The organism is Ruegeria sp. CI8, from assembly GCF_056536865.1.
Genome location: NZ_JBQFQL010000001.1, coordinates 1,652,460 through 1,673,834, shown reverse-complemented (window position 1 = coordinate 1,673,834; position 21,375 = coordinate 1,652,460). Strand labels below are relative to the sequence as shown.

General features: G+C 62.5%; 21 protein-coding genes. 11 read left to right on the top strand and 10 right to left on the bottom strand.

Annotated features, from left to right (window positions below):
- Positions 1-37 precede the first annotated feature (37 nt).
- The 6 genes from ACR0DA_RS08245 to glmM all read left to right on the top strand — a co-directional run bounded on the left by ACR0DA_RS08245 (position 38) and on the right by glmM (position 8,283).
- The gene (locus ACR0DA_RS08245) at positions 38-2,599 is read left to right on the top strand and encodes a putative PEP-binding protein (RefSeq protein WP_170437963.1); all 2,562 of its coding nucleotides are present in this window, start codon (positions 38-40) and stop codon (positions 2,597-2,599) included.
- 186 nt (positions 2,600-2,785) lie between these two features.
- The gene (locus ACR0DA_RS08240; RefSeq protein ID WP_170337909.1) at positions 2,786-3,427 is read left to right on the top strand and encodes a cell wall hydrolase; all 642 of its coding nucleotides are present in this window, start codon (positions 2,786-2,788) and stop codon (positions 3,425-3,427) included.
- Positions 3,428-3,506: 79 nt separating this feature from the next.
- Positions 3,507-4,883 (top strand): multicopper oxidase family protein, encoded by a 1,377-nt coding sequence (locus tag ACR0DA_RS08235; protein WP_480753568.1) that lies wholly within the window; start codon positions 3,507-3,509, stop codon positions 4,881-4,883.
- Between the two features lie 102 nt (positions 4,884-4,985).
- On the top strand, positions 4,986-5,906 hold the full coding sequence (locus ACR0DA_RS08230; protein ID WP_170366440.1) for a dihydroneopterin aldolase: 921 nt from the start codon (positions 4,986-4,988) through the stop codon (positions 5,904-5,906).
- The gene (gene folP, locus ACR0DA_RS08225; protein ID WP_480753567.1) at positions 5,903-6,901 is read left to right on the top strand and encodes a dihydropteroate synthase; all 999 of its coding nucleotides are present in this window, start codon (positions 5,903-5,905) and stop codon (positions 6,899-6,901) included. The genes ACR0DA_RS08230 and folP overlap by 4 nt, the downstream gene beginning before the upstream one ends.
- Before the next feature lie 35 nt (positions 6,902-6,936).
- The gene (glmM, locus tag ACR0DA_RS08220; RefSeq protein WP_480753566.1) at positions 6,937-8,283 is read left to right on the top strand and encodes a phosphoglucosamine mutase; all 1,347 of its coding nucleotides are present in this window, start codon (positions 6,937-6,939) and stop codon (positions 8,281-8,283) included.
- On the opposite strand, the gene ACR0DA_RS08215 is transcribed toward glmM, so the two are convergent.
- Together ACR0DA_RS08215 and ilvC are read right to left on the bottom strand one after the other, a co-directional pair.
- Positions 8,277-9,179, bottom strand: coding sequence for a DMT family transporter (locus ACR0DA_RS08215; protein ID WP_170358597.1), 903 nt, complete (start codon positions 9,177-9,179; stop codon positions 8,277-8,279). The two genes, glmM and ACR0DA_RS08215, sit on opposite strands and share 7 nt — an antisense overlap.
- Before the next feature lie 72 nt (positions 9,180-9,251).
- On the bottom strand, positions 9,252-10,274 hold the full coding sequence (gene ilvC, locus ACR0DA_RS08210; protein ID WP_093962496.1) for a ketol-acid reductoisomerase: 1,023 nt from the start codon (positions 10,272-10,274) through the stop codon (positions 9,252-9,254).
- Between the two features lie 131 nt (positions 10,275-10,405).
- Between ilvC and ACR0DA_RS08205 the strand changes: the two genes are divergently transcribed.
- Positions 10,406-10,861 carry an Lrp/AsnC family transcriptional regulator gene (locus ACR0DA_RS08205; RefSeq protein WP_170366436.1) on the top strand — a complete coding sequence of 152 codons (456 nt, stop codon included), beginning with the start codon at positions 10,406-10,408 and terminating at the stop codon, positions 10,859-10,861.
- Positions 10,858-11,316 carry an Lrp/AsnC family transcriptional regulator gene (locus ACR0DA_RS08200; RefSeq protein ID WP_170363151.1) on the top strand — a complete coding sequence of 153 codons (459 nt, stop codon included), beginning with the start codon at positions 10,858-10,860 and terminating at the stop codon, positions 11,314-11,316. The genes ACR0DA_RS08205 and ACR0DA_RS08200 overlap by 4 nt, the downstream gene beginning before the upstream one ends.
- A 3-nt stretch (positions 11,317-11,319) precedes the next feature.
- Here ACR0DA_RS08200 and ACR0DA_RS08195 read toward each other — a convergent pair whose 3' ends face one another.
- Positions 11,320-12,021, bottom strand: coding sequence for a GntR family transcriptional regulator (locus ACR0DA_RS08195; RefSeq protein ID WP_170363152.1), 702 nt, complete (start codon positions 12,019-12,021; stop codon positions 11,320-11,322).
- A 231-nt stretch (positions 12,022-12,252) separates the two neighbouring features.
- Between ACR0DA_RS08195 and ACR0DA_RS08190 the strand changes: the two genes are divergently transcribed.
- Complete coding sequence (locus ACR0DA_RS08190; protein ID WP_480753565.1) at positions 12,253-13,380, top strand: aminotransferase class V-fold PLP-dependent enzyme; 1,128 nt, start codon at positions 12,253-12,255, stop codon at positions 13,378-13,380.
- Between the two features lie 13 nt (positions 13,381-13,393).
- On the opposite strand, the gene ACR0DA_RS08185 is transcribed toward ACR0DA_RS08190, so the two are convergent.
- The 3 genes from ACR0DA_RS08185 to ACR0DA_RS08175 all read right to left on the bottom strand — a co-directional run bounded on the left by ACR0DA_RS08185 (position 13,394) and on the right by ACR0DA_RS08175 (position 15,680).
- Positions 13,394-14,590: a UbiH/UbiF family hydroxylase gene (locus ACR0DA_RS08185; RefSeq protein ID WP_480753564.1), complete on the bottom strand. Its 1,197-nt coding sequence runs from the start codon at positions 14,588-14,590 to the stop codon at positions 13,394-13,396.
- Between the two features lie 74 nt (positions 14,591-14,664).
- On the bottom strand, positions 14,665-14,913 hold the full coding sequence (locus ACR0DA_RS08180) for a hypothetical protein (protein WP_170599423.1): 249 nt from the start codon (positions 14,911-14,913) through the stop codon (positions 14,665-14,667).
- A gap of 122 nt (positions 14,914-15,035) precedes the next feature.
- Positions 15,036-15,680, bottom strand: coding sequence for a pyrimidine 5'-nucleotidase (locus ACR0DA_RS08175; RefSeq protein WP_480753563.1), 645 nt, complete (start codon positions 15,678-15,680; stop codon positions 15,036-15,038).
- Between the two features lie 101 nt (positions 15,681-15,781).
- Between ACR0DA_RS08175 and ACR0DA_RS08170 the strand changes: the two genes are divergently transcribed.
- A complete protein-coding gene (locus ACR0DA_RS08170; protein WP_093962488.1) occupies positions 15,782-16,429 on the top strand; it encodes a GntR family transcriptional regulator in 648 nt (215 codons plus the stop codon).
- On the opposite strand, the gene ACR0DA_RS08165 is transcribed toward ACR0DA_RS08170, so the two are convergent.
- Both ACR0DA_RS08165 and carA read right to left on the bottom strand, forming a co-directional pair.
- The gene (locus tag ACR0DA_RS08165; RefSeq protein WP_480753561.1) at positions 16,386-18,305 is read right to left on the bottom strand and encodes a glycosyltransferase family 2 protein; all 1,920 of its coding nucleotides are present in this window, start codon (positions 18,303-18,305) and stop codon (positions 16,386-16,388) included. The genes ACR0DA_RS08170 and ACR0DA_RS08165 overlap by 44 nt on opposite strands.
- 89 nt (positions 18,306-18,394) lie before the next feature.
- Entirely contained in the window at positions 18,395-19,561 is a 1,167-nt protein-coding gene (gene carA / locus ACR0DA_RS08160; protein ID WP_480753560.1) for a glutamine-hydrolyzing carbamoyl-phosphate synthase small subunit, read from the bottom strand.
- A gap of 183 nt (positions 19,562-19,744) precedes the next feature.
- On the opposite strand from carA, the gene ACR0DA_RS08155 reads away from it, so the two are divergent.
- Positions 19,745-20,230, top strand: coding sequence for a GatB/YqeY domain-containing protein (locus tag ACR0DA_RS08155; protein WP_480753558.1), 486 nt, complete (start codon positions 19,745-19,747; stop codon positions 20,228-20,230).
- Positions 20,231-20,236: 6 nt separating this feature from the next.
- Here ACR0DA_RS08155 and ACR0DA_RS08150 read toward each other — a convergent pair whose 3' ends face one another.
- On the bottom strand, positions 20,237-20,728 hold the full coding sequence (locus ACR0DA_RS08150) for a DUF2244 domain-containing protein (protein ID WP_222456880.1): 492 nt from the start codon (positions 20,726-20,728) through the stop codon (positions 20,237-20,239).
- 43 nt (positions 20,729-20,771) lie between these two features.
- Positions 20,772-21,371: a 2-hydroxychromene-2-carboxylate isomerase gene (locus ACR0DA_RS08145; protein ID WP_170358614.1), complete on the bottom strand. Its 600-nt coding sequence runs from the start codon at positions 21,369-21,371 to the stop codon at positions 20,772-20,774.
- Positions 21,372-21,375 lie beyond the last annotated feature (4 nt).

The window sequence follows — 21,375 nt, the reverse complement described above, 5'->3', positions numbered from 1 at the left end:
AGGCCCTTGCGCGGAAGGCTGGGGCGCTTATGCTGCGGTGAAACCAAAAGGTGCCGCAGTGCAGAATAATCCGCATACCACGCTCATCACTCCTGATGCTCCTGTCGCCGCCGACACGCATGGCGGCCGGGCGAAATGTCTGCAGCGCCTTGTGCGGTTGGACCTTCCCGTACCGCGTACGGTGGCTCTGTCCTTCGATCAGGTGCGGCGGATCGCTGACGGCGATATCCCGGCAATCGAAGCCATACTAGAACAGTTCGACGCATCGGCGTTGCTGTGCGTGCGCCCCAGTTCCGAGGACCCTGACTGGGGTGGCCCCGGCGCGGTTCTGAACATCGGGATGAACGATGCCCGTTTCGTGGAATTGTCCGACAAGATGGGCCCCGAGGCCGCCGCCGCATTGTATCTGCGGTTCGTCCAAAGCTATGCGATCCACGTTGCGCGTCTGGACGCGGATGTTTTCGACGACATCGAAGCCGACGGCCGCGAAGGCCTGCGCCAGACCCTGCGCGCCTATGAGGACGAAACCGACGAAGCGTTCCCCCAGGACCGGGGCGAGCAGTTGCTGGCGGTCCTGCGCTCGATGGCGCGGGCGTGGGATGGTACGTCCGCCCGTCTTCTGCGGCAGGCCAAGGGCGCTCCGGCGGATGCCGGGCTGGGCCTTGTCATTCAGGAGATGATCCCGGGCGTCGGCCAGGGCGAATGCGGATCGGGGGTGTTGCAACTGGTGGATTCCTCGACCGGCATGCCGCAGATCACAGGCCGCTACCTGAGCCAAAGCCAGGGGCGTGATGCGCTGGGCGAGGGGGTTGCGGCCCTCTACCTTGAAAAGGACCCGCGCGGGCAAGCGCTCGAGGATGTTGCGCCTCAGGCCTTTGCCGACCTCAAGACCCATGCGGCGTTGATGCGGCGCAAATTGCGCGAAGAGATGCAGGTCGAATTCGTGATCGAAAACGGCAAGGTGCATATTCTGGACGGGGTCCGCGTTCAACGCAGCGCCCGCGCCGCCATGCGGATCGCCGTTCGATTGGCGGAGGATGGCATCATCACCCCGCAGGAAGCCGTCATGCGGATCGATCCGCATTCGCTGAATGAGTTGCTGCACCGTCAGGTGCATCCCGAGGCCAAGCGTGACGTGCTGACCACGGGTATCGGGGCCAGTCCCGGGGCGGCCACCGGCCGGATCGTGTTCACTTCGGCCGAGGCACAGGCCAGCGCCGCGCGCGGCGAGCCCTGCATTCTGGTGCGCCGTGAAACCTCGCCCGAGGATGTGCGCGGCATGCACGCCGCGGTCGCCGTACTGACCGAAAAGGGTGGCATGACCAGCCATGCGGCCGTGATCGGGCGCGGGCTGGGGCTGCCCTGTATCGTCGGCGCGTCCGAGATGCGGTTCCAGACCAAGAAAAAGCAGCTTACCGTTCCGGACGGCCGCGTTTTCACCACAGGCGACATTCTGACGATTGACGGAAGCTCGGGCCAGGTGTTGGCGGGCGAGCCGGCGATGCTCGAAGCTGCACTGGATGACTGTTTTCAGACCTTGATGAGCTGGGCCGACGCCGAGCGAGACATATCAATTCGTGCCAATGCCGACACTCCTGCCGACGCGCAGGCTGCGCGAAACTTCCAGGCGCAGGGGATTGGGTTGTGCCGAACCGAGCATATGTTTTTCGACCCCGGTCGTCTGATCGTGATGCGCGAGATGATTTTCGCTCAGACTTCATCGGGACGCGCGGCGGTTCTGGAGCGGTTGCTTCCGATGCAACGCGATGATTTTGTGCAGCTTTTCCGGATCATGGAAGGGCAGCCCGTCTGCATCCGACTGTTCGATCCGCCTCTGCACGAGTTTCTGCCGACCACGCGCAGCGGGCAGCGCGAACTGGCCGAAGCGCTGGATCTTCCGGTTTCGGATGTGGAGCGTCGGGTGGACGAAATGAGCGAATACAACCCCATGCTGGGGTTGCGGGGCGTACGCCTTGGTATCACGGTGCCCGAGATCTATGACATGCAAGCCCGCGCGATCTTCGAGGCGACGCTCGAAGCCAGCAAAAATGGCGCGCCGGTGGTGCCCGAGGTCATGATTCCGCTGGTTTCGGCCAAGCGCGAGGTCGAACTGATCAAGGCGCGGGTGGACACGGTTGCCGCAGCCGTTGCGGCCGAGCGTGGTCAGGAGTTCGAATACCGGTTGGGTGTGATGGTCGAAACGCCCCGGGCCTGTTTGCGCGCCGAGGAAATCGCTCCTCATGCCTCGTTCCTGAGTTTCGGCACCAATGACCTGACGCAGATGACCTATGGTCTGTCACGCGACGACGCGGGACGCTTCATGTCAGCCTATGTTCGGCAGGGGGTGTTCACCGAGGATCCGTTCCATGTTCTGGACGCCGATGGGGTCGGCGAACTGCTCAAGCTGGGCTCGGAGCGGGGGCGTACAGCTCGGCCCGATGTCACGCTTTCGGTCTGTGGTGAACATGGCGGCAACCCCGAATCAATCGCCCTTTGTCGGGATTTGGGGTTCGATTATGTGTCCTGTTCACCCTTCCGAGTCCCGGTCGCTCGGCTGGCTGCCGCTCAGTTGGCGATTTCGTCAAAACTTGGGGGTTGACAGGCCGTCAAAGCCCTAGGAATAGTGGTTTCGGGATGGACCTGTGGCTGATTAATTTTGGCCCCGCGGGCAAGATTTTTCTTGCTTTTTCCTCAGAACTGGACCTTTCGCGCCTTCTGCGTTAAGACCCCGTCGCGCCCGCCGGGGGAGGGTATGGCGCGTGAAGTGCCTGTGCGAGGTTATCTGATGCTACGATATATACTGGCTGTTGCCATTGCGGCGGCAACCGTGATGCCGAGTGCGTCCGTTGCCGAGAGGGAAGCCACCGAGACTGCCAAGCGCGAACTGGTGTCGCGCAACGAGGTGCCGGGACAAAGCTTTCGCGACTATCTGAAGCTGTTCCAACCTAGGAAAGAGGTCCAACCGGTTGAGATTTCCTACACCAAGGCCTGGCTGGACCAACAGCCCAAAGCCAGCGGTGGCGAAGATCTGAAATGCTTGGCCGAGGCCCTGTATTTCGAAGCGCGCGGAGAGAGCGTGCGCGGCCAATTCGCGGTTGCCGAGGTGATTTTGAACCGGGTGGAAAGCACCCGTTTCCCGAACACCGTCTGCGGCGTGATCCGTCAGGGAACAGGCAAGAAATATCAGTGCCAGTTCACCTATACCTGTGACGGCCGCAAGGAAGTCATTCACGAGAAGAAAGCCTATGAGCGCGTGGCCAAAGTTGCCAAGGCGGCGATCGAGGGGGTCAGCGACCCGCTGACGTCGGGGGCCACGCATTACCACACCAAGGCGGTGCGCCCGTCGTGGTCGCGCGTTTACAAGGAAACTGCGCGCATCGGTGTGCATATCTTCTACCGCCACAACTACCGCACTGCGAGCAACTAGCGCGCATTGACGCACCCGCGCTGGAACGTTGATGGCGCGGGTGAAACCAAGGGCTATATTGCGGTCAAGGAGATCCGCAATGAATCTGAGCCGCCGAAGCCTTTTGAAATCTGCCGCCGCGCTTGCGGTGTTTCCAACGCTGGCGCGCTCCGCGCCGCTGACCCTGACTGCGCGCGAGGGCGCTCAGTTGATTGCCCCTCCGGGGTATCCGGAAACCGATATCTGGGGCTTTGATGGGTCGGTGCCAGGCAGCCCAATCCATCTGCAGCAAGGCGAGCGGGTTCAGCGCCGCTTGGTGAACGAATTACCGCAAGCCACCTCGGTTCATTGGCATGGTATCCGCATCGACAACGCTATGGATGGCGTGCCGGGTCTTACTCAGGAAGCGGTTCCAAGCGGCGCGACCTTCGACTATGATTTCATCGTGCCGGACGCCGGAACCTATTGGTATCATGCGCATAACAAGTCAGTCGAACAGGTGGCCCGTGGCCTGTATGGCCCTTTGATCGTGCACGAGTCCGAAGCGCCGGATGTGGAGCAGGATCTGGTGCTGATGCTCGATGACTGGCGACTTGATCCGGAAACGGCCCAGATTACCCAAGACTTCGACAACGGTCATGACCTCAGCCATGCTGGTCGGCTGGGAAACCTCACTACCGTCAATGGAGCATTCGACCCATCCTTTCCTGTTCAACAAAACCAACGCCTGCGTCTGAGGTTGGTCAACGCCGCGAATGCGCGTGTCTTCACCGTGGGCCTCGACGGAATGTCCGGATGGATCGTTGCGCTGGATGGAATGCCTTTGGCCGAGCCGATCCCGATTGAGGACACGTTCCCGCTGGCCCCGGCACAACGTGCGGATTTGTTGGTGGATGTGCTGGCTGCGGATGCGGAAACGGCCAGCCTGTTCAGTCAGGAACGTGACGGCGCCTTTGGTTTGGCCCGATTTTCAGTGGCGGGGCAGGCGGCTTCCACTCCCCGGTCGGGAGTTCGGCCATTGCCGCCGAACCCGCTTCCGGAATTGACGGATATCAACAACGTACCGCGGCACGAGATGAGGCTGCAGGGCGGTGCCATGCGCTGGCTTGAAAGCGCGCGGATTGGCGAGACCGAGCTCTCGGGCCGGGAGCTGGCTCAGCTGGGCCGGTTTTGGGCGCTGAATGGCTACGCCGAGCGACCCGATGACCCGTTTATGGACGCGCCCTTGGGGAGCGTTCACCGGATCGCCTTCGTGAATGAAACGGTATTCCCGCACGCGATGCACCTGCATGGTCACCACTTTCGGCTGATCTTGCCGGACGGCAGTCTTGGGCCATGGCGCGATACGGTTCTGGTCGAACGTGGCGAGACTCGCGAGATCGCGCTGGTCACCGATAACCCGGGCAACTGGCTGCTGCATTGCCATATGCTTGGACACGCCGCATCGGGTATGATGAGTTGGTACCGCGTCACCTGACGCCGCATTCGGCGGCTGGAATGGCGTTTGCTTGAATGCTATAGCCGCGCGGAACCACTAAATTGGGCAAACCTGTCCAAGCTGCCCGAAAAGGCCCGTGCCATGAGTACTGAAATCCGCCTTGCCTTTGCGCATCCGTCCGAACGGTCCGAGGCGACTGCGCCACGCGGGCCGCTGGATCGTATCTCGTTGCGCGACCACATTGTCGAGGTTGAGATCGGCGCCTTTCAGGCCGAACGGGGCACCACCCAGCGCATCTGTTTCAACATTGTGGTCGAAGTGCGTCCGCTGACCGAAAACATCGACGATGATGTCGATCGCATCCTGTCCTATGACCGGGTGACCGAGGCCATCGCCTATGAACTGGCGGCCGAGCGTCTGAACTTGCTCGAAACGCTGGCGGATCGAATAGCTGAGCGGATCTTGCTTGAACCTCAGGCGGTAAGAGCTTTTGTACGCATTGAAAAACTGGATCGCGGTCCGGGTGCTTTGGGCGTCGAAATCGTTCGTGGCAAGGATGCCGTCCATCACGATGTCATCGAAGAAGAGCGCCCACATCCCCGGCTGGTCTTTCTGTCGAACGCAGCGATTGAGTCCAAAAATTTGTCGGGCTGGATCGACCAGTTGGAAAACCGGCAGCGACCGCTGATTCTTTGCGTGGGCGCCTCCGATCTGCCGGTGCCGCAGACCGGCCATGCCATGACCCAGCGCCGGATCGACCTGCTAGCGATCGAGCAGAACGCTTGGGTGCTGGCCGCGCGTGATCATCGCTGCGTCGTCGTCTCGACCCGGACCGAACTGGACTGGGCCATGAAGAACGGTCAGATCTGTGTCTGGGCACCGTCCAAGATCGTGCTGGATGCGGTCGATGGGCCTTCGGCGGCGCCGTCCGATGCGGTGGCCTTGGCGGCCTGGTTCGCCGCCACCTTTGAGGCCAGCGAAATGCTGGTCATTGGCGGGGAACTGCCCGAGTCGCCCAAAACGCCGCTTCGGGCGGTTCCGGTGGAGCAGGCGCAACTGTGACCAGCTACTATCGCCCATTGGTGCAACACGGGCCTGTGCGCCCGGACGGGGCCTTGCTGCTGGCGGGGCAGGACCTGTGGTTCACCCATGCCGAATGTCTGCAGCGTGACGCGGCACCCCGGATCGTTGCGGCTGCCGATATCCCTGAAACGTGGCTGGACCGGCTGACGCAACCGCGCGCCGCGATTGCCGGACTGGATATGGCGCAGCCGCAGATCATGGGCATTCTGAACGCCACGCCCGACAGCTTTTCCGACGGTGGCAAGCACAACACCCCCGACGCCGCGTGTGCAGCAGCCCGGGAAATGGTCGCGCACGGTGCGACCATTCTGGACATCGGTGGTGAATCCACTCGCCCCGGTGCGGATTTTGTGCCCGAGGACGAAGAGATCGCCCGCACCCAGCCCTTGATCCGCGCGATCCGGGCTGAGACACCGGCGCTGATCTCGATCGACACGCGCAAATCCGCCGTGGCCAGGGCCGCAGTCGAGGCCGGGGCAGGGCTGATCAACGATGTTTCAGGCTTTACCTTCGATCCCGCGCTTGGGGCTTTCTGCGCTGAAATCAATGCGCCGGTCTGCGTGATGCACATGCAGGGCGACCCGGCCACGATGCAGGACAACCCGACCTATGACGACGTTCTGCTGGACGTCTACGATTTCCTGTCCGGGCAGGTGGCCCGGCTGGAAGGCCTCGGGCTGGATCGGGGCCGGATCATCGTTGATCCAGGCATCGGTTTCGGCAAGACCGAGGACCACAACCTAAGCCTGCTGCGCAATCTCAGCCTGTTTCACGGGTTGGGTTGCCCGATCCTGCTGGGTGTGTCACGCAAGGGCTTCATCGGCCGGATCGGCGCGGAACCGCGCAAGGATGCCCGCGCGCCGGGATCAATCGCCGTTGCGTTGGCAGGATTGTCGCAAGGTGTGCAGATCATCCGGGTGCATGACGTGGCCGAGACCGCTCAGGCCTTGCGCCTGTGGGCCGCTGTCCGGTAATCGGGTCGCAGGCAGGACTTTGTGGAGTAGCAGGTATGCGCAAGCTGTTCGGAACCGACGGGGTGCGGGGCACCGCCAACACCTATCCGATGACGGCCGAGATGGCGTTGCGGATCGGCGCGGCGGTGGGGCGGTACTTCCGCCGGGATGGCTCGGGCGTTCACAGGGTGGTGATCGGCAAGGATACGCGCCTGTCGGGCTATATGCTGGAAAACGCGCTGACGGCGGGTCTGACGTCGACCGGCATGAACGTGCTGCTGCTGGGGCCGGTGCCGACACCGGCAGTCGGGCTGATGACCCGGTCGATGCGGGCCGATCTGGGTGTAATGATCTCGGCCAGCCACAACCCGGCCGAGGACAACGGGATCAAGTTCTTCGGCCCCGATGGGTTCAAACTGTCCGATCAGGCCGAACTTGAAATCGAACAGCTGATCGAAGAGGGGGTCAAACCCGCGCAGGCGCAGAATATCGGGCGCGCCCGGCGCGTCGATGACGCGCGGTTCCGCTATGGCGAGCGGGTCAAGTCATCTCTGCCGCGCGAGCTGCGTCTGGATGGCCTCAAGGTGGTGATCGACTGCGCCAACGGCGCCGCGCACCGCACCGCGCCCGAGGTCCTGTGGGAGCTGGGGGCCGAGGTGATCCCGGTGGGAACGGCACCCAACGGCAAGAACATCAACCTGGGTTGCGGCTCGACCCAGCCGCGCGTGGCGGCCGAGGCCGTCGTGGCGCATGGGGCGGATGTGGGCATCTGCCTCGACGGCGATGCCGACCGGGTCGTGATCGTGGACGAAACCGGGCAGGTCGCTGATGGCGATCAACTGATGGCCCTTCTGGCTACCGCCTGGGCCACTTCCGAACGGCTGAAAGGCGGCGCGCTTGTTGCGACCGTCATGTCGAACCTGGGTCTGGAACGGTTTCTGGGCGCGCGCGGGCTGCGGCTGGAACGGACGGCGGTCGGTGACCGCTATGTGGTCGAGCGTATGCGGGAAGGCGGGTTCAACCTTGGCGGTGAGCAATCCGGCCATATCGTCATGAGCGACTATGCCACCACGGGTGATGGCCTGATGGCGGGGCTGCATTTCCTGGCCGAGATGGTGAATTCGGGGCGCAAAGCCTCGGATCTGGCGCAACAGTTCGAGACGGTGCCGCAACTGCTGAAGAACGTACGATACGGCGAAGGTCAGGCCCCGCTGGAAGCGGAGACGGTCAAGGCCGCGATCGCCGATGCCGAGGCGCGGCTGAACGGGCAGGGGCGGTTGCTGATCCGCAAGTCGGGCACCGAGCCCTTGATCCGCGTGATGGCGGAATGCGAGGACGACGTCCTTCTGGCGCAGGTCGTCGATGGGATCGTGGCCGAGGTCGAAGCCGCCGCGCGTCAGTAGCCCAACAGCATCCTGCGCAAACTGAACCATTGGCTAATCGCCATTCCGGTCAGGATCAGCGCCAGCGCGATGTAGAACCGCAGCGGCAGCGCCTCGGACAGGATCCATGCGCCGAAGATCATCGACCAGACCGGCACCTGATAGTTCACCAGCGTCATGAAGACCGACCCGGCGCTGCGAATGATCGACACCCGCAGCAACGTCGCAAAGGCCGTTGGCACAAGCCCCAGCACGATCAAGGCAAGCGTGGGGCGCAGACCCCGCGGGGTGGGCACGCCTTCGGTCGCCATCATGATCGGCAGCAGGATCACCGCGCCCACCACCAATGTCAGTGCCGCCAGAACCACCGGGTCGATCGGCGGGCAGCGCCGGGTCAGGATCGACGCCACCGAATAGCAGAACGCCGCCCCGATGCAGGCCAGTTGGGCCAGCGGCTCGGCCCCGCTGCCCAGTTGCGCCAGTCCCGGGCCGATAAGCACCAGCGCTCCGGTGAAACCCAGGGATACCCCGACGAAACGACGTGCGTTCAGGGGTTCATCCGAGAAGAAATGCGCCAGCGGAAGAACCATCAGCGGAATTGCGGCCATGGACAACCCGGCAAAGGCCGAGGGTACATATTGCTGCCCCCAGCTGAGCAGCACGAAAGGCAGCGCGGTGGACAGGATGCCGATCAGGATCACCGACCACGCCAGACTTGGTGTCAGGCTGGGGATACGCCGCCCGGTCAGCCCCATCAAGGCCAACAGCATCACCGCACCCAGCGTCGTCCGCGCAGTGGCCACCGTGATCGGGCCATAGTCTTCCAACGCCATCGCGACGACCATGAAGGTGCCGCCCCAGATCAGGCCCAGGGCAATGACGCCGCTCCAGTCGCGTATGTCGGGTTGAGGCACCATCGCTGCCTGTTCATCCGTTCTGCATGAAAAGGGCGGCCTCCGGGGCCGCCCTTGGGTTCAAGCCGTTCGGGCTTAGTTCTTTTCCTGATCGACCAGCTTGCCGGCCGAAATCCAGGGCATCATGCCCCGCAGCTTTTTGCCGACTTCTTCGATCTGGTGTTCGTCATTGGCACGGCGCGAGGCCTTGATCGTGGGCTGACCGACCTGATTTTCCAGCATGAAGTCGCGCACGAACTTGCCCTGCTGGATGTCGTTCAGAACCTCTTTCATCGCCTTTTTGGTCTGCTCATAGGGCAGGATGCGCGGGCCGGTCACGTATTGACCGTATTCCGCGGTGTTCGAGATCGAGTAGTCCATGTTGGCGATGCCGCCTTCATAGATCAGGTCCACGATCAGCTTCACCTCGTGCAGACACTCGAAATAGGCCATCTCGGGCGCATAGCCGGCCTCGACCAGGGTTTCAAAGCCGCAGCGGATCAGTTCGACCAGACCGCCGCACAGAACGGCCTGCTCGCCGAACAGGTCGGTCTCGCATTCCTCGCGGAAGTTGGTCTCGATGATGCCCGAGCGGCCGCCGCCGATGGCCGAGCAATAGGACAGGCCGATTTCCAGCGCCTTGCCGGTCGCGTCGGTGTGAACGGCCACCAGGCAGGGCACGCCGCCGCCTTTGACATATTCGCCGCGCACCGTGTGGCCGGGGCCTTTGGGGGCCATCATGATGACGTCCACGCCCTCTTTCGGCTCGATCAGGCCGAAATGCACGTTCAGGCCGTGGGCAAAGGCGATGGCCGCGCCGGGCTTGATGTTGTCATGCACATATTTCTTGTAGGTCTCGGCCTGAAGCTCGTCGGGCATGGTGAACATGATGACGTCGCACCAGGCCGCGGCCTCGGCGATGCCCATTACCTGCAGGCCTTCGGCTTCCGCTTTCTTGGCCGAGGGCGAGCCTTCGCGCAGGGCGACGACCAGGTTCTTGGCGCCCGAGTCGCGCAGGTTCAGCGCGTGGGCGTGGCCTTGGGAGCCATAGCCCAGAATGGCCACTTTCTTGTCCTTGATCAGGTTGATGTCGCAATCGCGATCGTAATAGACGCGCATTTTGCCGGTCCTTTCTGTTTCGATTGCTGCGGTTCTATCTGCAGTGATTGCTATTGGCGAGAGCGATGGCATTGGATATTGACGACAGAAGCGAAGAATAATTCTTAGAAACCGGAAAACTTGAAAAAGTCATGCTTGACGACATCGACCGCCGTATCCTGCGCCATTTTCAGGCTGACCCAAGCCTGAGCACCGCCGAGCTGGCCGAGCGGTGCCGGATCAGCAATGGCGTGTGCTGGCGCCGGATCGAGAAGATGCAGGCCGCCGGGATTATTCAGGGACAGGAGGCCGTGATCGACTGGTCCGCCATGGGCTATGCGGTCGAGGTGTCGCTGCGGGTGACGCTGGACAAAACCCAGCCGCGCGCATTCGACGAATTCACCGAAGCCGCCCGCAAAGTGCCCGAGGTGATCGAGATCCAGACCTTTCTGGGGCGGGTGGATGTCCGCCTGTCCGTCATCGCGCGGGACATGGCGCATTATCAGCAGGTCTATCGCGATCGTATCCTGACCCTGCCGCATATCGCCGATATCGAGGCCCTGATGCACATCGCGCGGGTCAAGCGGGACGAGGTGCTGCCGGTATGATCGAACTGGATGAACTGGACCGCAAACTGCTGCGCGCTTTGGCTCAGGACGCGACGCAGAGTGCAGGTGCGCTGGGTCGGCGTTTCGGTCTGTCGCAGCCTGCCACCTGGCGCCGGATCCGGCGGCTGGAGCAGGCGGGCATCATCAAAGGGCGCAGGCTGCGCCTGAACGCCGAGGCACTGGGGTTCGGTGTCACAGTATTTCTGGGCGTCAAGCTGGCGCGCAAAGGGCAGGTCAGCCTCGAGGATTTCGAACGCGCCGTCAGCGCCATTCCCGAAGTCCAAACCGTGGAACACGTACTGGGCCTGTATGACTACCGACTGCGGGTGGTGGCACGCGATCTGGCGGACTTTGAACGGGTCCTGCGGCGTCGTATCATGACCCTGCCGGGGGCCGGGGACGTCGAAGCAAATGTACTGCTAAGCGAAGAACGCCTGCCCGGGCCGATAGGCTAGCGGTCAGTAGCGGGTACGGATGCAATAGCCTGGATGGTGGGTCAGGCGGGCAAACGAAACCGGCTGTCCGTCTTTCCATGTCGTGCGCTCAAGCTGAATCATCGCGGCCCCGGTCGTCGTTCCCATATAATCTGCCAAGTGGCTGTCGGCGGAAATGGCGTAGAGTGCAAGCTCGGCGTCAATGAAGGGGTTCGCATTCAACAGCCATTCATGCGGCCCGACCTCTTCCAGATTGGCATCTTCAACCTCGGGGACGGCCGAAATGTTGATCCAGCGTTCTTCGTGCTGAAACGGGCGGTTGTCGGCATAGTGCATGCACACCAGATGCAGGATCTGCGATTGCGGCGGCAGACCCAGTTGCGAACTGAGCCAGCCGGGGCTCTTGTCGATGCTGCGCTCGACCAGGGCATAGCGGTAGGTCTGGTTCTGGTCTTCGACGATCTGACGGGCCAGCGACAGTTCCAGCTTGGCCTGTTTGCTGGGTGATTTCTTGACCCGCGTTCCGCTCTTGCGCTTGCGCTCGACGAACCCTTGTTCGGCCAGTTCGCGCAGCGCACGGTTGACGGTTGCGCGCGCGCAGTTGAACTCTTCGGCAAGCTGGGTTTCGGTCGGCAGCAAGGAACCTTGGGGCCAGACCCGTGTCTCGATCCGCCGCTTCACTTCGTCCCGAACGAATTGAAAACTGATCCGCTTTTGAACGTTCACGGTCTAAAATATCCTTTCAAGCTCAAGATGTGTGTATCTGTTCAGAAACACGTCAAGGTGTAAAGAGAGAGGTGACACTAATTGGCGTCAATTCGGCCTATCAGGCTGTTGAATCGGGTGTGCAGCCGAGCTTCTGACCGTTGACTTAAGGGAAGCGCATGAGGGTCAATGAGCACTTTACCAACAGATGCAAAGCCTTCAGAAAGTGAGCAACCCAGAAAAGGAGACAGCATGCCTGCATTGTTGAATACAGTCGATCCGGACGGGCTCGAAGAATTCTCGGTCGTGTTCACCGACCGCTCGCTCAACCACATGTCGCAGGCGTTCCAGCAGGTGATGCGCGACATCTCAGGGATGCTGCGCAAGGTCTATGGCGCGGACGGCGTGGCCGTGGTGCCGGGTGGCGGAACCTATGCGATGGAGGCCGTGGCCCGACAGTTCGCCCGCGGCGCCAACGTGCTGGTGGTACGCAACGGCTGGTTTTCGTATCGTTGGAGCCAGATCATCGAAACCGGGGGGCTGACGGCCTCGGCCACCGTATTGAAGGCCCGTCAAACGGGGAATTCCAGCCCATCGCCCTTTGCGCCGGCGCCGATCGACGAGGTGGTCGAAACCATTCGCAGCCAGCGACCCAGCGTGGTGTTCGCGCCGCATGTGGAAACCTCGGCCGGGGTCATTCTGCCGGATGACTATGTATCGGCGATGGCTGCCGCCGCGCACGAGGTCGGCGCGTTGATGGTGCTCGACTGCATCGCCTCGGGCTGTGCCTGGATCGACATGAAGGCCACCGGCGTGGACGTTCTGATCTCGGCCCCGCAAAAGGGTTGGAGCGCCTCGCCCTGCGCCGGCCTGGTCATGCTGTCCGACCGCGCCGAAGCGCGGCTGGCCGAGACCACCTCGGACAGTTTCGCGCTGGACTTGAAGAAATGGCGCCAGATCATGCAGGCCTATGAGGGCGGCGGCCATGCCTATCACGCCACCATGCCCACCGATGCGCTGCGGGCGTTCCGCGATACGATGCAGGAGACCCGGGACTATGGGTTCGACAAGCTGCGCGAAGCGCAATGGCGGCTGGGAAATGCGGTGCGGGCGATGCTGCGCGACAAGGGGGTCGTTTCGGTCGCGGCCGAAGGTTTTGGCGCACCGGGGGTGGTGGTCAGCTATACCGACGACCCCGAGGTGCAGAACGGCCAGAAATTCGCCGCGCTGGGCATGCAGATCGCCGCCGGGGTGCGGCTGCAATGTGACGAGCCCGAGGGGTTCAGCACCTTCCGCCTGGGCCTGTTCGGGCTGGACAAGCTGTATGATGTCGATGGCACGGTGGCCCGGCTGAAGCGGGTGCTGGATCAGGTGCTGTAGGCCGGTACAGGCCTCAGCGCACGCCGAGGCCCATCTGCATCAACGTCTTGCGCACCACCGGCATCGAATAAAGCGCGTTCAGCCCTGCGGCGCGCGCATCGCGCAACGGCCGTGCCTCGACCATCGAGGCGCGGTTCAGCAGGTCGATTCCCTTGACGCGCAGTTCGATCTCGGCATGGCGGGCCTTGTGATAGGCTTCGAGCATCTGGGCATCTCCCAGACCCTCGGGCCGGGCCTGGGCCAGGTCCAGCAGGCTGCGCAGATCCCCCAGAGACATGTTCAGCCCCTGCGCGCCGATCGGGGGCACCACATGGGCGGCCTCGGCCATCAGCGCCACGCGCTGGGCCGACAGACGCTCGGCCGATTGGCTGATGATCGGCCAGATCGTCCGGCGCGAGGCCAGTTTCAGCGGTCCGAACAGGCCGCAGGACCGCTCGATCATCGCGGCCTCGAACTCGGCCTCGGGCAGGTTCAGCAGTTCGACCGCGCGCGGGCCGCGCTCCATCCACACGATCGCAGATGAGGGCTGGCCCTGCCAGTCGGGCAGGGGGACCAGCGTGAACGGCCCGCCGGACCGGTGGATCTCGGTCGAGACGTTTTCATGGGCGATCGGATGCGTCACCGCAAAGGCCAGTGCCTTTTGCCCGTATCGTGTGGTGTGGACCTTGATCCCCGCAGCCTCGCGCATGGGCGAGTTGCGGCCGTCGGCGGCGATTACCAGCTTGGTGCGGATGCGCGTGCCGTCGGACAGGCCCACACGCGCCTCGGCGGTGCGGGTGAACAGGCTGACGGTGCCGGGGCCGGGGCGGAAATCGACATTCGGCAGTGCGTGCAGCCGGGCCACCATCTCGCGCCGCAGCAGCCAGTTGGGCAGGTTCCAGCCAAAGGGTTGATCCGAGATATCGGCGGCGTTGAAATCGCGCACCACGCGCGGCTCGGGGATGTCGCCGCCCGCGTCCACGATGCGCATGATCTGCAGCGGCGCGGCATGGGGTTCCAGCCGGTCCCACAACCCGCAGTGCTGCAGCAGGCCGTGCGCCGGTTGCAGAAACGCGGTGGTGCGCAGGTCGGATCCGTCGGCGTCGCGGTCGGTGACGGGCGGGGTCGGGTCCACGCAGATCACGTCGAACCCTGCGGCGCCGAATACGGCCGCCGCGGTCAGCCCGGCGATGCCGCCGCCGGAAATCAGGATGTCACAACTGTCGGTCATCGCGTCACTCTCCGTTGCCTGCGGACCCTAGTGCGGTTCTGGGGCTTGCGCCAAGTGACATCCTGTCCCGTGGTCTAGCCGCGTGAAATCAGGACCAGAATCAGGAACATCACCGGCACCATCGCCAGGGCCGGCAGATACAGGCCCGGCAGGCCGAACAACAGGGCCGAACAGCCCCACATGCTGACCAGCGCCGCAACGGTATAGCCAAGATCCTCGGGCTTGCCATTGGCCGCATCGCGGGCCAGCCAGCCAAACAGGGGAATTGCAAAAAGCAGGCGCTGCCAAAAGGGCAGGCGGCCGGGCATCTCGATCACGGTCATCGGGGTCTCCAGTTCTGTTCGTCGCTGGGCCTGATGTAGGAACGACTTTGCACCCGCAGAATGCGCGGATCGTCGCAGTTTCAGGCCGCGCGCAGGTGCATTTCGTCGCAGTCTCGGGTGGTTCAGATCAGGCGCGCTAGAAAGGCGGCCAGGTCATCGGTGTGGTGGTGGATATGATCCGCGTCATGCGGATCGGGGGCAACATGCACGGTACGCATGCCCATGTCATGCGGGGCCTTCAGGTTGCGAGGCTCGTCTTCGAACATCGCAGCGCGGTCGGGGTGGATGCCGTCGCGGGCGAACACCGTTTCAAACGCGGCCTTGTCCGGTTTGGGCCGATACCCCGCATGTTCGACCCCATAGATCGCGTCGAACAGCCCGTCCAACCCGCGCGAGGCCAGAACCCGCTCGGCATAGGGCGCGCTGCCGTTGGTGTAGACGATGCGCCGCCCGGGCAGGGCCCGGATATGCGCGGCCAGCGCAGGGTCGAGTTCCATGTGGCTCAGGTCGACCTGATGAACCGCGTGCAGATAGGGCTCGGGGTCCAGATCATGTTCAGCCATCAGTCCGGCCAGCGTGGTGCCGTGTTCGCGCCAATAGTGCTGGCGCAGCCGGTCGGCCTCGGCCCGGTCGACGCGCAGGGCTTCGACCACGTATTCCGTCATCAGCACCTCGATCTGATCGAACAGGCGCATGTGAGGCGGATACAGGGTGTTGTCCAGATCGAACACCCATTGTGTGACATGTGAAAATGCGGGCTTGACCATAGGCTTGGGTTTAGGCCGCGGCCATCGGGTTTTCAATGGCGCACTTGATTGCAGGCCCATGGCCCGGATAGACAGGTCCGAACGAGGAGAGACCCGACCCAATGAACCAGTCCCGACAGCCCCAGACCGATGCCTACAGCCTGATCCTCGAAGCGATCGACGTGGGTGTGTACAAACCCGGCGACCGGCTGGTGGAAAGCGAACTGGCCGAGCGGTTCGGCGTGTCGCGCACCCCGATCCGCGAGGCGCTGCAGCGGCTCGAGACGCAGTCGCTGCTGGAACGTGACGGGCGGTCGCTCATCGTGGCCTCGCTGGACCACAACCAGATGGCCGAGCTGTATGTCGTGCGGCGTGAGTTGGAAGGGCTGGCGGCCCGACTGGCCGCGCGCCACGCCACGGATGAGGAAATCAAAGTCCTGCAGGATATGGTCGAAGCCGATGACGCGCTTGTGGATGATCCAGTGGCTCTTTCCCGGGCCAACCGGCGGTTCCACGAGCAGATCCACCTTGCGTCGCACAACCGCTACCTTGTTCAGCAATTGGACCTTGTCCATCGCACCATGGCTCTGATGGCAACGACTTCATTGGCCGCGCAGGGCCGCGGTGAGATCGCTCAGAGTGAGCACAAGGGGATCGTCGAGGCAATCGCGGCTCATGACGAAGAAGCCGCCGACCGAGCTCTGAAGGAACATATCTCGGTCGCGTTCATGACCCGGCTGAAGCAGGATGCAATCCGGCGCGAGAAATAGCTTCCTCGTCTGGCTGCACTTCTTCGCTGGCCTGTCCGTGCTGGGTCTTGTCCCAGAAGAATGGTCTGACCGCCAGTTCCCACAGCGCCTTGTATGCTGCTGCCACGCCCAAGGGGTAGTAGAGTGCCATGGTCGGGACCCACGGCAGCAGGAAACGGCGACCGCCGGCCACCACGCCCAAGCCTCCAACTAGGATGTTCGCGGCCTCGGCGGTCAGGAACAGGTAGACACAGGCGTTCAAGATTTGCGGTGCCAATACAGCTTCAAATGGGTTCGTCAGCCCCAAGAAGGTCAGCCAGAAGACCCACAGCACCGGGGCAAGCAGGAATTGTCCGACCGTTCCCAGGAAAAAGGCTTGGACACCCAGAAAGCGCCACATCCCCAGATCGCGCATCAATGCCAGGGGCGAGCGCATGTGGACAAGGTATGTGACCATGAACCCTTTGAGCCAGCGCGAGCGTTGCTTCACCCAAGGCCAGGCACGGAAATTGGCCTCTTCATACGTGGCGGTTTTCACTATTTCGGTGCGATAGCCCGCGCGGCTGAGCCGAACCCCCAAATCCGCGTCCTCGGTCACGTTGTGAGCGTCCCAGCCTCCCAATTCCAACAGCTTGTCCCTGCGGAAGAAGAACGTCGTTCCACCCAGCGGCACCACAAGACCCAACCGCGCGATTCCGGGCAGGATCACGCGGAACCAACCGCTGTATTCGATGGTGAAGCAACGCGAGCGCCAGTTGGTGCGCGGGTTGTAGTAGTCCAGAACACCCTGCAGGCAGACCACATCATCGGGCGCGCGGGCGAATTGCTCCACCACGGTCTCGATTTGGTCTGGCAGAGGCGCATCCTCGGCGTCCCAGACGCCCAAAATCTCTCCTCGGCAGAAATCCAGCGCATAGTTCATCGCCCGTGGTTTGGTGGTCAGGTTGCCAAGATCGGGCACCTCCAGCGTTCGGATCCAGCTAGGCAGGGTGGTCTGCGCAAGCGCTGACCGGGTGACGTCATCATGCTCTTCCAAGACCAGGATCACGTCCAACAGCGCCTTTGGATAGGTCAGGCGTGTCAGCCGTTGGATCAGCGCACCGGCGATTTCCCGTTCCTTGTGCAGCGGCACCAGAATGGACACGCAGGGCAGGCGGTGTTGCGCAAGCAGACCGTCTGGTTTCTCGGCCTTTTTGGGGAAGAGATACGATATCAACCCGGCCAGCCGAAGAATCAGGAAAAGGATCAGCGTTGAAACTGCTGCCCAGAACAGCAGGGATAGCCCGGCATTCGGTTGCAGACCCAGGCCCACAAGCGCGGCCAGCGCCAAGAGGGTCGGCAGGAGACGTGAACTCGCAGTCCATGAGCGGCAGCTTTGCGATAGCGGCGCCCGCGTTTCCGCCGCCTCAGCCAAAGGTTTTGCGTAATGTCGGGCGATGGCTTGGTCGATGTCATCGGGTGCGGCCAGCACAGGCAGGACTGTCTGGGCGCAATCTGCCAACCCGTACCGTATTTCATCAAAGCGGTCTGGGTATGCCGTCGCGACCAAAAGCACGGGCCCGACTCGCAGCCACGGAATGGCGTTGTGCGTCAGCCAGAACCGCATCGGGCGCAGCGCGCAAAGGTCAGCGGGTGGCGGCGTGTTTTCCAGATCGGCGATCTGCAGCCCATGTTGTTGGCCCAGCGCCAACAACACATCGCCGCGCGAGGCCATATGCTCGCCAACCAGAATTTCGCCCAGAGGAGCGTTCTGCCGCTCCTGCAGTTTCAGGGCGTGATCCAGTTGAGCGGGGGTGATCACCCCCAAGTCGATCAGGCAAGTGCCCAAAGGTTTGCGCGGGCCAATGCCGGAAACCGGGGTCGCAGGCCCGTGACCCAGAAAATTCAATTCAACCATCATAGCACCCTGCCCGAAGTGTCGGGTCAGAGTTGCTCAATCAAGGTTAATTCCGGGTTAACGTTGACGCGGCCCGCAAACCTGCGGGATTAAGCGCGCACTTTTCGGTCGGCCATGGCCGCGGCAAACCGTTCAAACAGGTAAAAGCTGTCTTGCGGGCCGGGCGAGGCTTCGGGGTGATACTGAACCGAATACACCGGGCGATCGGACATGCGGATGCCGCAGTTCGAGCCATCGAACAGCGACCGGTGGGTTTCAACCACCCCCGCAGGCAACGATTGGGCGTCGACCGCGAATCCGTGGTTCATCGAGGTGATCTCGACCTTGCCGGTTTCCAAGTCCTTGACCGGGTGGTTCGCGCCGTGGTGTCCGTGGTTCATCTTGATGGTCTTGCCGCCCAACGCCAGTGCCAGCATCTGGTGACCAAGGCAGATCCCGAAAATCGGCAGATCCGTGGTTTCAAGTATTTCCTTGATCATCGGCACAGCATAAGTGCCTGTCGCCGCCGGGTCTCCCGGGCCGTTGGACAGGAACACGCCGTCGGGGTCGTGCGCCAGCACCTCAGCCGCGGTTGCGGTTGCAGGCAGGACCGTCACGTCGCAACCGGCCGAGGCCAGGCAGCGCAGGATGTTCCGTTTTGCGCCGTAGTCCAGCGCGACGACCTTGTGCACGGGCGCTTCCTGACGCTGGTATCCGTCCGGCCAGGCCCAACGCATCTCGTCCCAGCGGTAGCTTTGGGCACAGGTCACGTCCTTGGCCAGATCCATGCCCTCCAGCCCGGCGAAACCACGCGCCGCTGCAACCAGGGCTTCAATGTCGAAGTTGCCCTGCGGGTCATGGGCCAGCGCGACATGCGGAGCGCCTTGCTGGCGGATCGCGCGGGTCAGCCGGCGGGTATCGACCCCACCGATGGCGATCCGGCCACGGCGTGCCAGCCAGTCGGTCAGCCGCTCGGCCGAGCGCCAGTTCGACGGCTCGGTCGGGTCCCACTTGACCACCATGCCCGCGGCGACAGGATCGGCGGTTTCGTCATCCTCGGGATTGACGCCGACATTGCCGACATGTGGGAAAGTGAAGGTCACGATCTGCCCGGCATAGGACGGGTCGGTCATGATTTCCTGATATCCGGTCATCGCGGTGTTGAAACACAGCTCGGCCACGGTTTGTCCCGTGGCGCCGAACCCGGTTCCGAAGAAGAGTGTTCCGTCGGCCAGAGCCAGACATGCGGTGGGCTTGGACGTGGCTTGATGGGCCATGGCGCGACTCTCCTATCGGGTAAATCGGCGCATAACTAAGGGGGTTGGTGCCTCGGGTCAACCCTGTTCAAATTTTGGGCTATTGTTGTTTTTCAATGATTTAGCCTTATCTGTCTGCTGTTGTGCCTCGGATTTTGTTTAGATATGTTCGGGGTTCCGTTGCCATGGGGATGGACAGAACAGATGGATATGCGAACTCGGGTGACCACTGCCCTGAAGCAAGCAATGAAGGACAAGGATGCCGAGCGTCTGTCGACGCTGCGGCTGGTCAATGCCGCGATCAAGGATCGGGACATCGCGCTGCGCGCGGCCGGAAACGAAGAGGCCAAGGGCTGCGATGACGCGGATGTTCTTGAAATTCTTGGGAAAATGAGCAAGCAGCGCAAGGAAAGCGCGCGGGTCTATGAGGAAGGCGGTCGTTTGGACCTGGCCGAGCGCGAGCTGCGCGAGGTGAAGATCATCGAGGAATTCCTACCCAAGCAGTTGGATGATGATGAGGTCGCAAAGGCCATCCAGACGGCGATCACGGCGACCGGTGCCGGGTCGATCCGGGACATGGGCAAGGTCATGGGCGAGCTCAAGGCCAACTACACAGGCCAGATGGACTTTGGAAAGGTGGGGCCGCTGGTCAAAGACCACCTGTGCGCAGCGTCGAACGGCGACTGCTGACGCGCTTTATTCAAGCGCCGGTTCGCGCAGCCGTTTTACCAGATCATCATACAAGGCAATGCGTTCCTCCTCTGAGAGGAACGCGCCAATCTCGACCACCCGTCCTTCACCCGACAGGGTCACATAGTTCGGGACGGGTCCGCCGGCCTTGTGCATTTCCGGACGGGCCCAGTATCGATTGCAAGTCCATTCCTGCTGGCCGGTCCGGGCGCTGTGATGGATCAGGCGTGCTTGGGTTCCGGTAAGGGTCAGTACCTCAAACACGTTTCGGGACCGATAGTTTGCCTGGATCGCAAGCCATAGGCCTGCCACCGTCAACAGAAGGAACGGCAATAGCCCCCACAGCAGAACCGATCCCAGAACTGCAAGCAGGGGGATCAGTCCAAACAGGAAAACCGATAGCACGACGGCCATCGCGCCGCGCGGTGGCAGGGAATTGTGCGGCCAAAGGCGCAATTCCTGTTCCGAGTTCGAGCTGTCGTTCCAATGGTAGGGCATATTGCAAAAATAGCGCCTGCTGATCCGGTGTCGATTGCCAATTTCAAACGACGTGTCCGACCCTCGCCCAGGACAGCGCATCCTCAAGCCGGTCGTCGCCCCAGAACACTTCGCCCCGCGTGACAAAGCTGGGCGCGCCGAATACGCCCAGGCCCACCGCCGTTTCGGTTTCAGCTTTCAACGCGGTTTCGATTTCGGGGCTGCGCGCGCGGGCTAGGACCGGCAGCGGGTCCAGCTGGCAGCGGAACAGAGCCTCGGACATGGCGGTTTCACTGCCGGCTTCGATACCGTCCTCAAACCAGATCCTGTAAAGGTTTTGGGTAAAGCTCTTGCCCCATCCTTCCCGGATTCCCAGCAGCGCGACCTGGTTGGCCAATTCGAGGTTCGAAATCGGATAGGGGGCCGGCAGCTTGGCGTGGATATGGTACTTGGCTGCCCGGCGTTCGATGTCGCGCCACATATAGGCCGACTTGACGGGTTTGCCCGCAAACGGAATGTTCTTCTGTTCAGACATGACCGCGCGCACGTCGAAAGGGCGCCAGTTAACCTGCGCCTGATGTTCTGCGCACCAGTCGTCCAGACGCATGATGGTCAGGAAACTGTAAGTGCTGCCGATGGAGTACCAGAAATCAATATCGGGCATGGTG

Coding starts and splice junctions, on each gene's coding strand:
- ACR0DA_RS08240 (WP_170337909.1), top strand. CDS start 2,786: ATGCTACGATATATACTGGCTGTTGCCATTGCGGCGGCAACCGTGATG.
- ACR0DA_RS08235 (WP_480753568.1), top strand. CDS start 3,507: ATGAATCTGAGCCGCCGAAGCCTTTTGAAATCTGCCGCCGCGCTTGCG.
- ACR0DA_RS08230 (WP_170366440.1), top strand. CDS start 4,986: ATGAGTACTGAAATCCGCCTTGCCTTTGCGCATCCGTCCGAACGGTCC.
- glmM (WP_480753566.1), top strand. CDS start 6,937: ATGCGCAAGCTGTTCGGAACCGACGGGGTGCGGGGCACCGCCAACACC.
- ACR0DA_RS08215 (WP_170358597.1), bottom strand. CDS start 9,179: ATGGTGCCTCAACCCGACATACGCGACTGGAGCGGCGTCATTGCCCTG.
- ilvC (WP_093962496.1), bottom strand. CDS start 10,274: ATGCGCGTCTATTACGATCGCGATTGCGACATCAACCTGATCAAGGAC.
- ACR0DA_RS08205 (WP_170366436.1), top strand. CDS start 10,406: ATGCTTGACGACATCGACCGCCGTATCCTGCGCCATTTTCAGGCTGAC.
- ACR0DA_RS08200 (WP_170363151.1), top strand. CDS start 10,858: ATGATCGAACTGGATGAACTGGACCGCAAACTGCTGCGCGCTTTGGCT.
- ACR0DA_RS08190 (WP_480753565.1), top strand. CDS start 12,253: ATGCCTGCATTGTTGAATACAGTCGATCCGGACGGGCTCGAAGAATTC.
- ACR0DA_RS08185 (WP_480753564.1), bottom strand. CDS start 14,590: ATGACCGACAGTTGTGACATCCTGATTTCCGGCGGCGGCATCGCCGGG.
- ACR0DA_RS08180 (WP_170599423.1), bottom strand. CDS start 14,913: ATGACCGTGATCGAGATGCCCGGCCGCCTGCCCTTTTGGCAGCGCCTG.
- ACR0DA_RS08175 (WP_480753563.1), bottom strand. CDS start 15,680: ATGGTCAAGCCCGCATTTTCACATGTCACACAATGGGTGTTCGATCTG.
- ACR0DA_RS08170 (WP_093962488.1), top strand. CDS start 15,782: ATGAACCAGTCCCGACAGCCCCAGACCGATGCCTACAGCCTGATCCTC.
- ACR0DA_RS08165 (WP_480753561.1), bottom strand. CDS start 18,305: ATGGTTGAATTGAATTTTCTGGGTCACGGGCCTGCGACCCCGGTTTCC.
- carA (WP_480753560.1), bottom strand. CDS start 19,561: ATGGCCCATCAAGCCACGTCCAAGCCCACCGCATGTCTGGCTCTGGCC.
- ACR0DA_RS08155 (WP_480753558.1), top strand. CDS start 19,745: ATGGATATGCGAACTCGGGTGACCACTGCCCTGAAGCAAGCAATGAAG.
- ACR0DA_RS08150 (WP_222456880.1), bottom strand. CDS start 20,728: ATGCCCTACCATTGGAACGACAGCTCGAACTCGGAACAGGAATTGCGC.
- ACR0DA_RS08145 (WP_170358614.1), bottom strand. CDS start 21,371: ATGCCCGATATTGATTTCTGGTACTCCATCGGCAGCACTTACAGTTTC.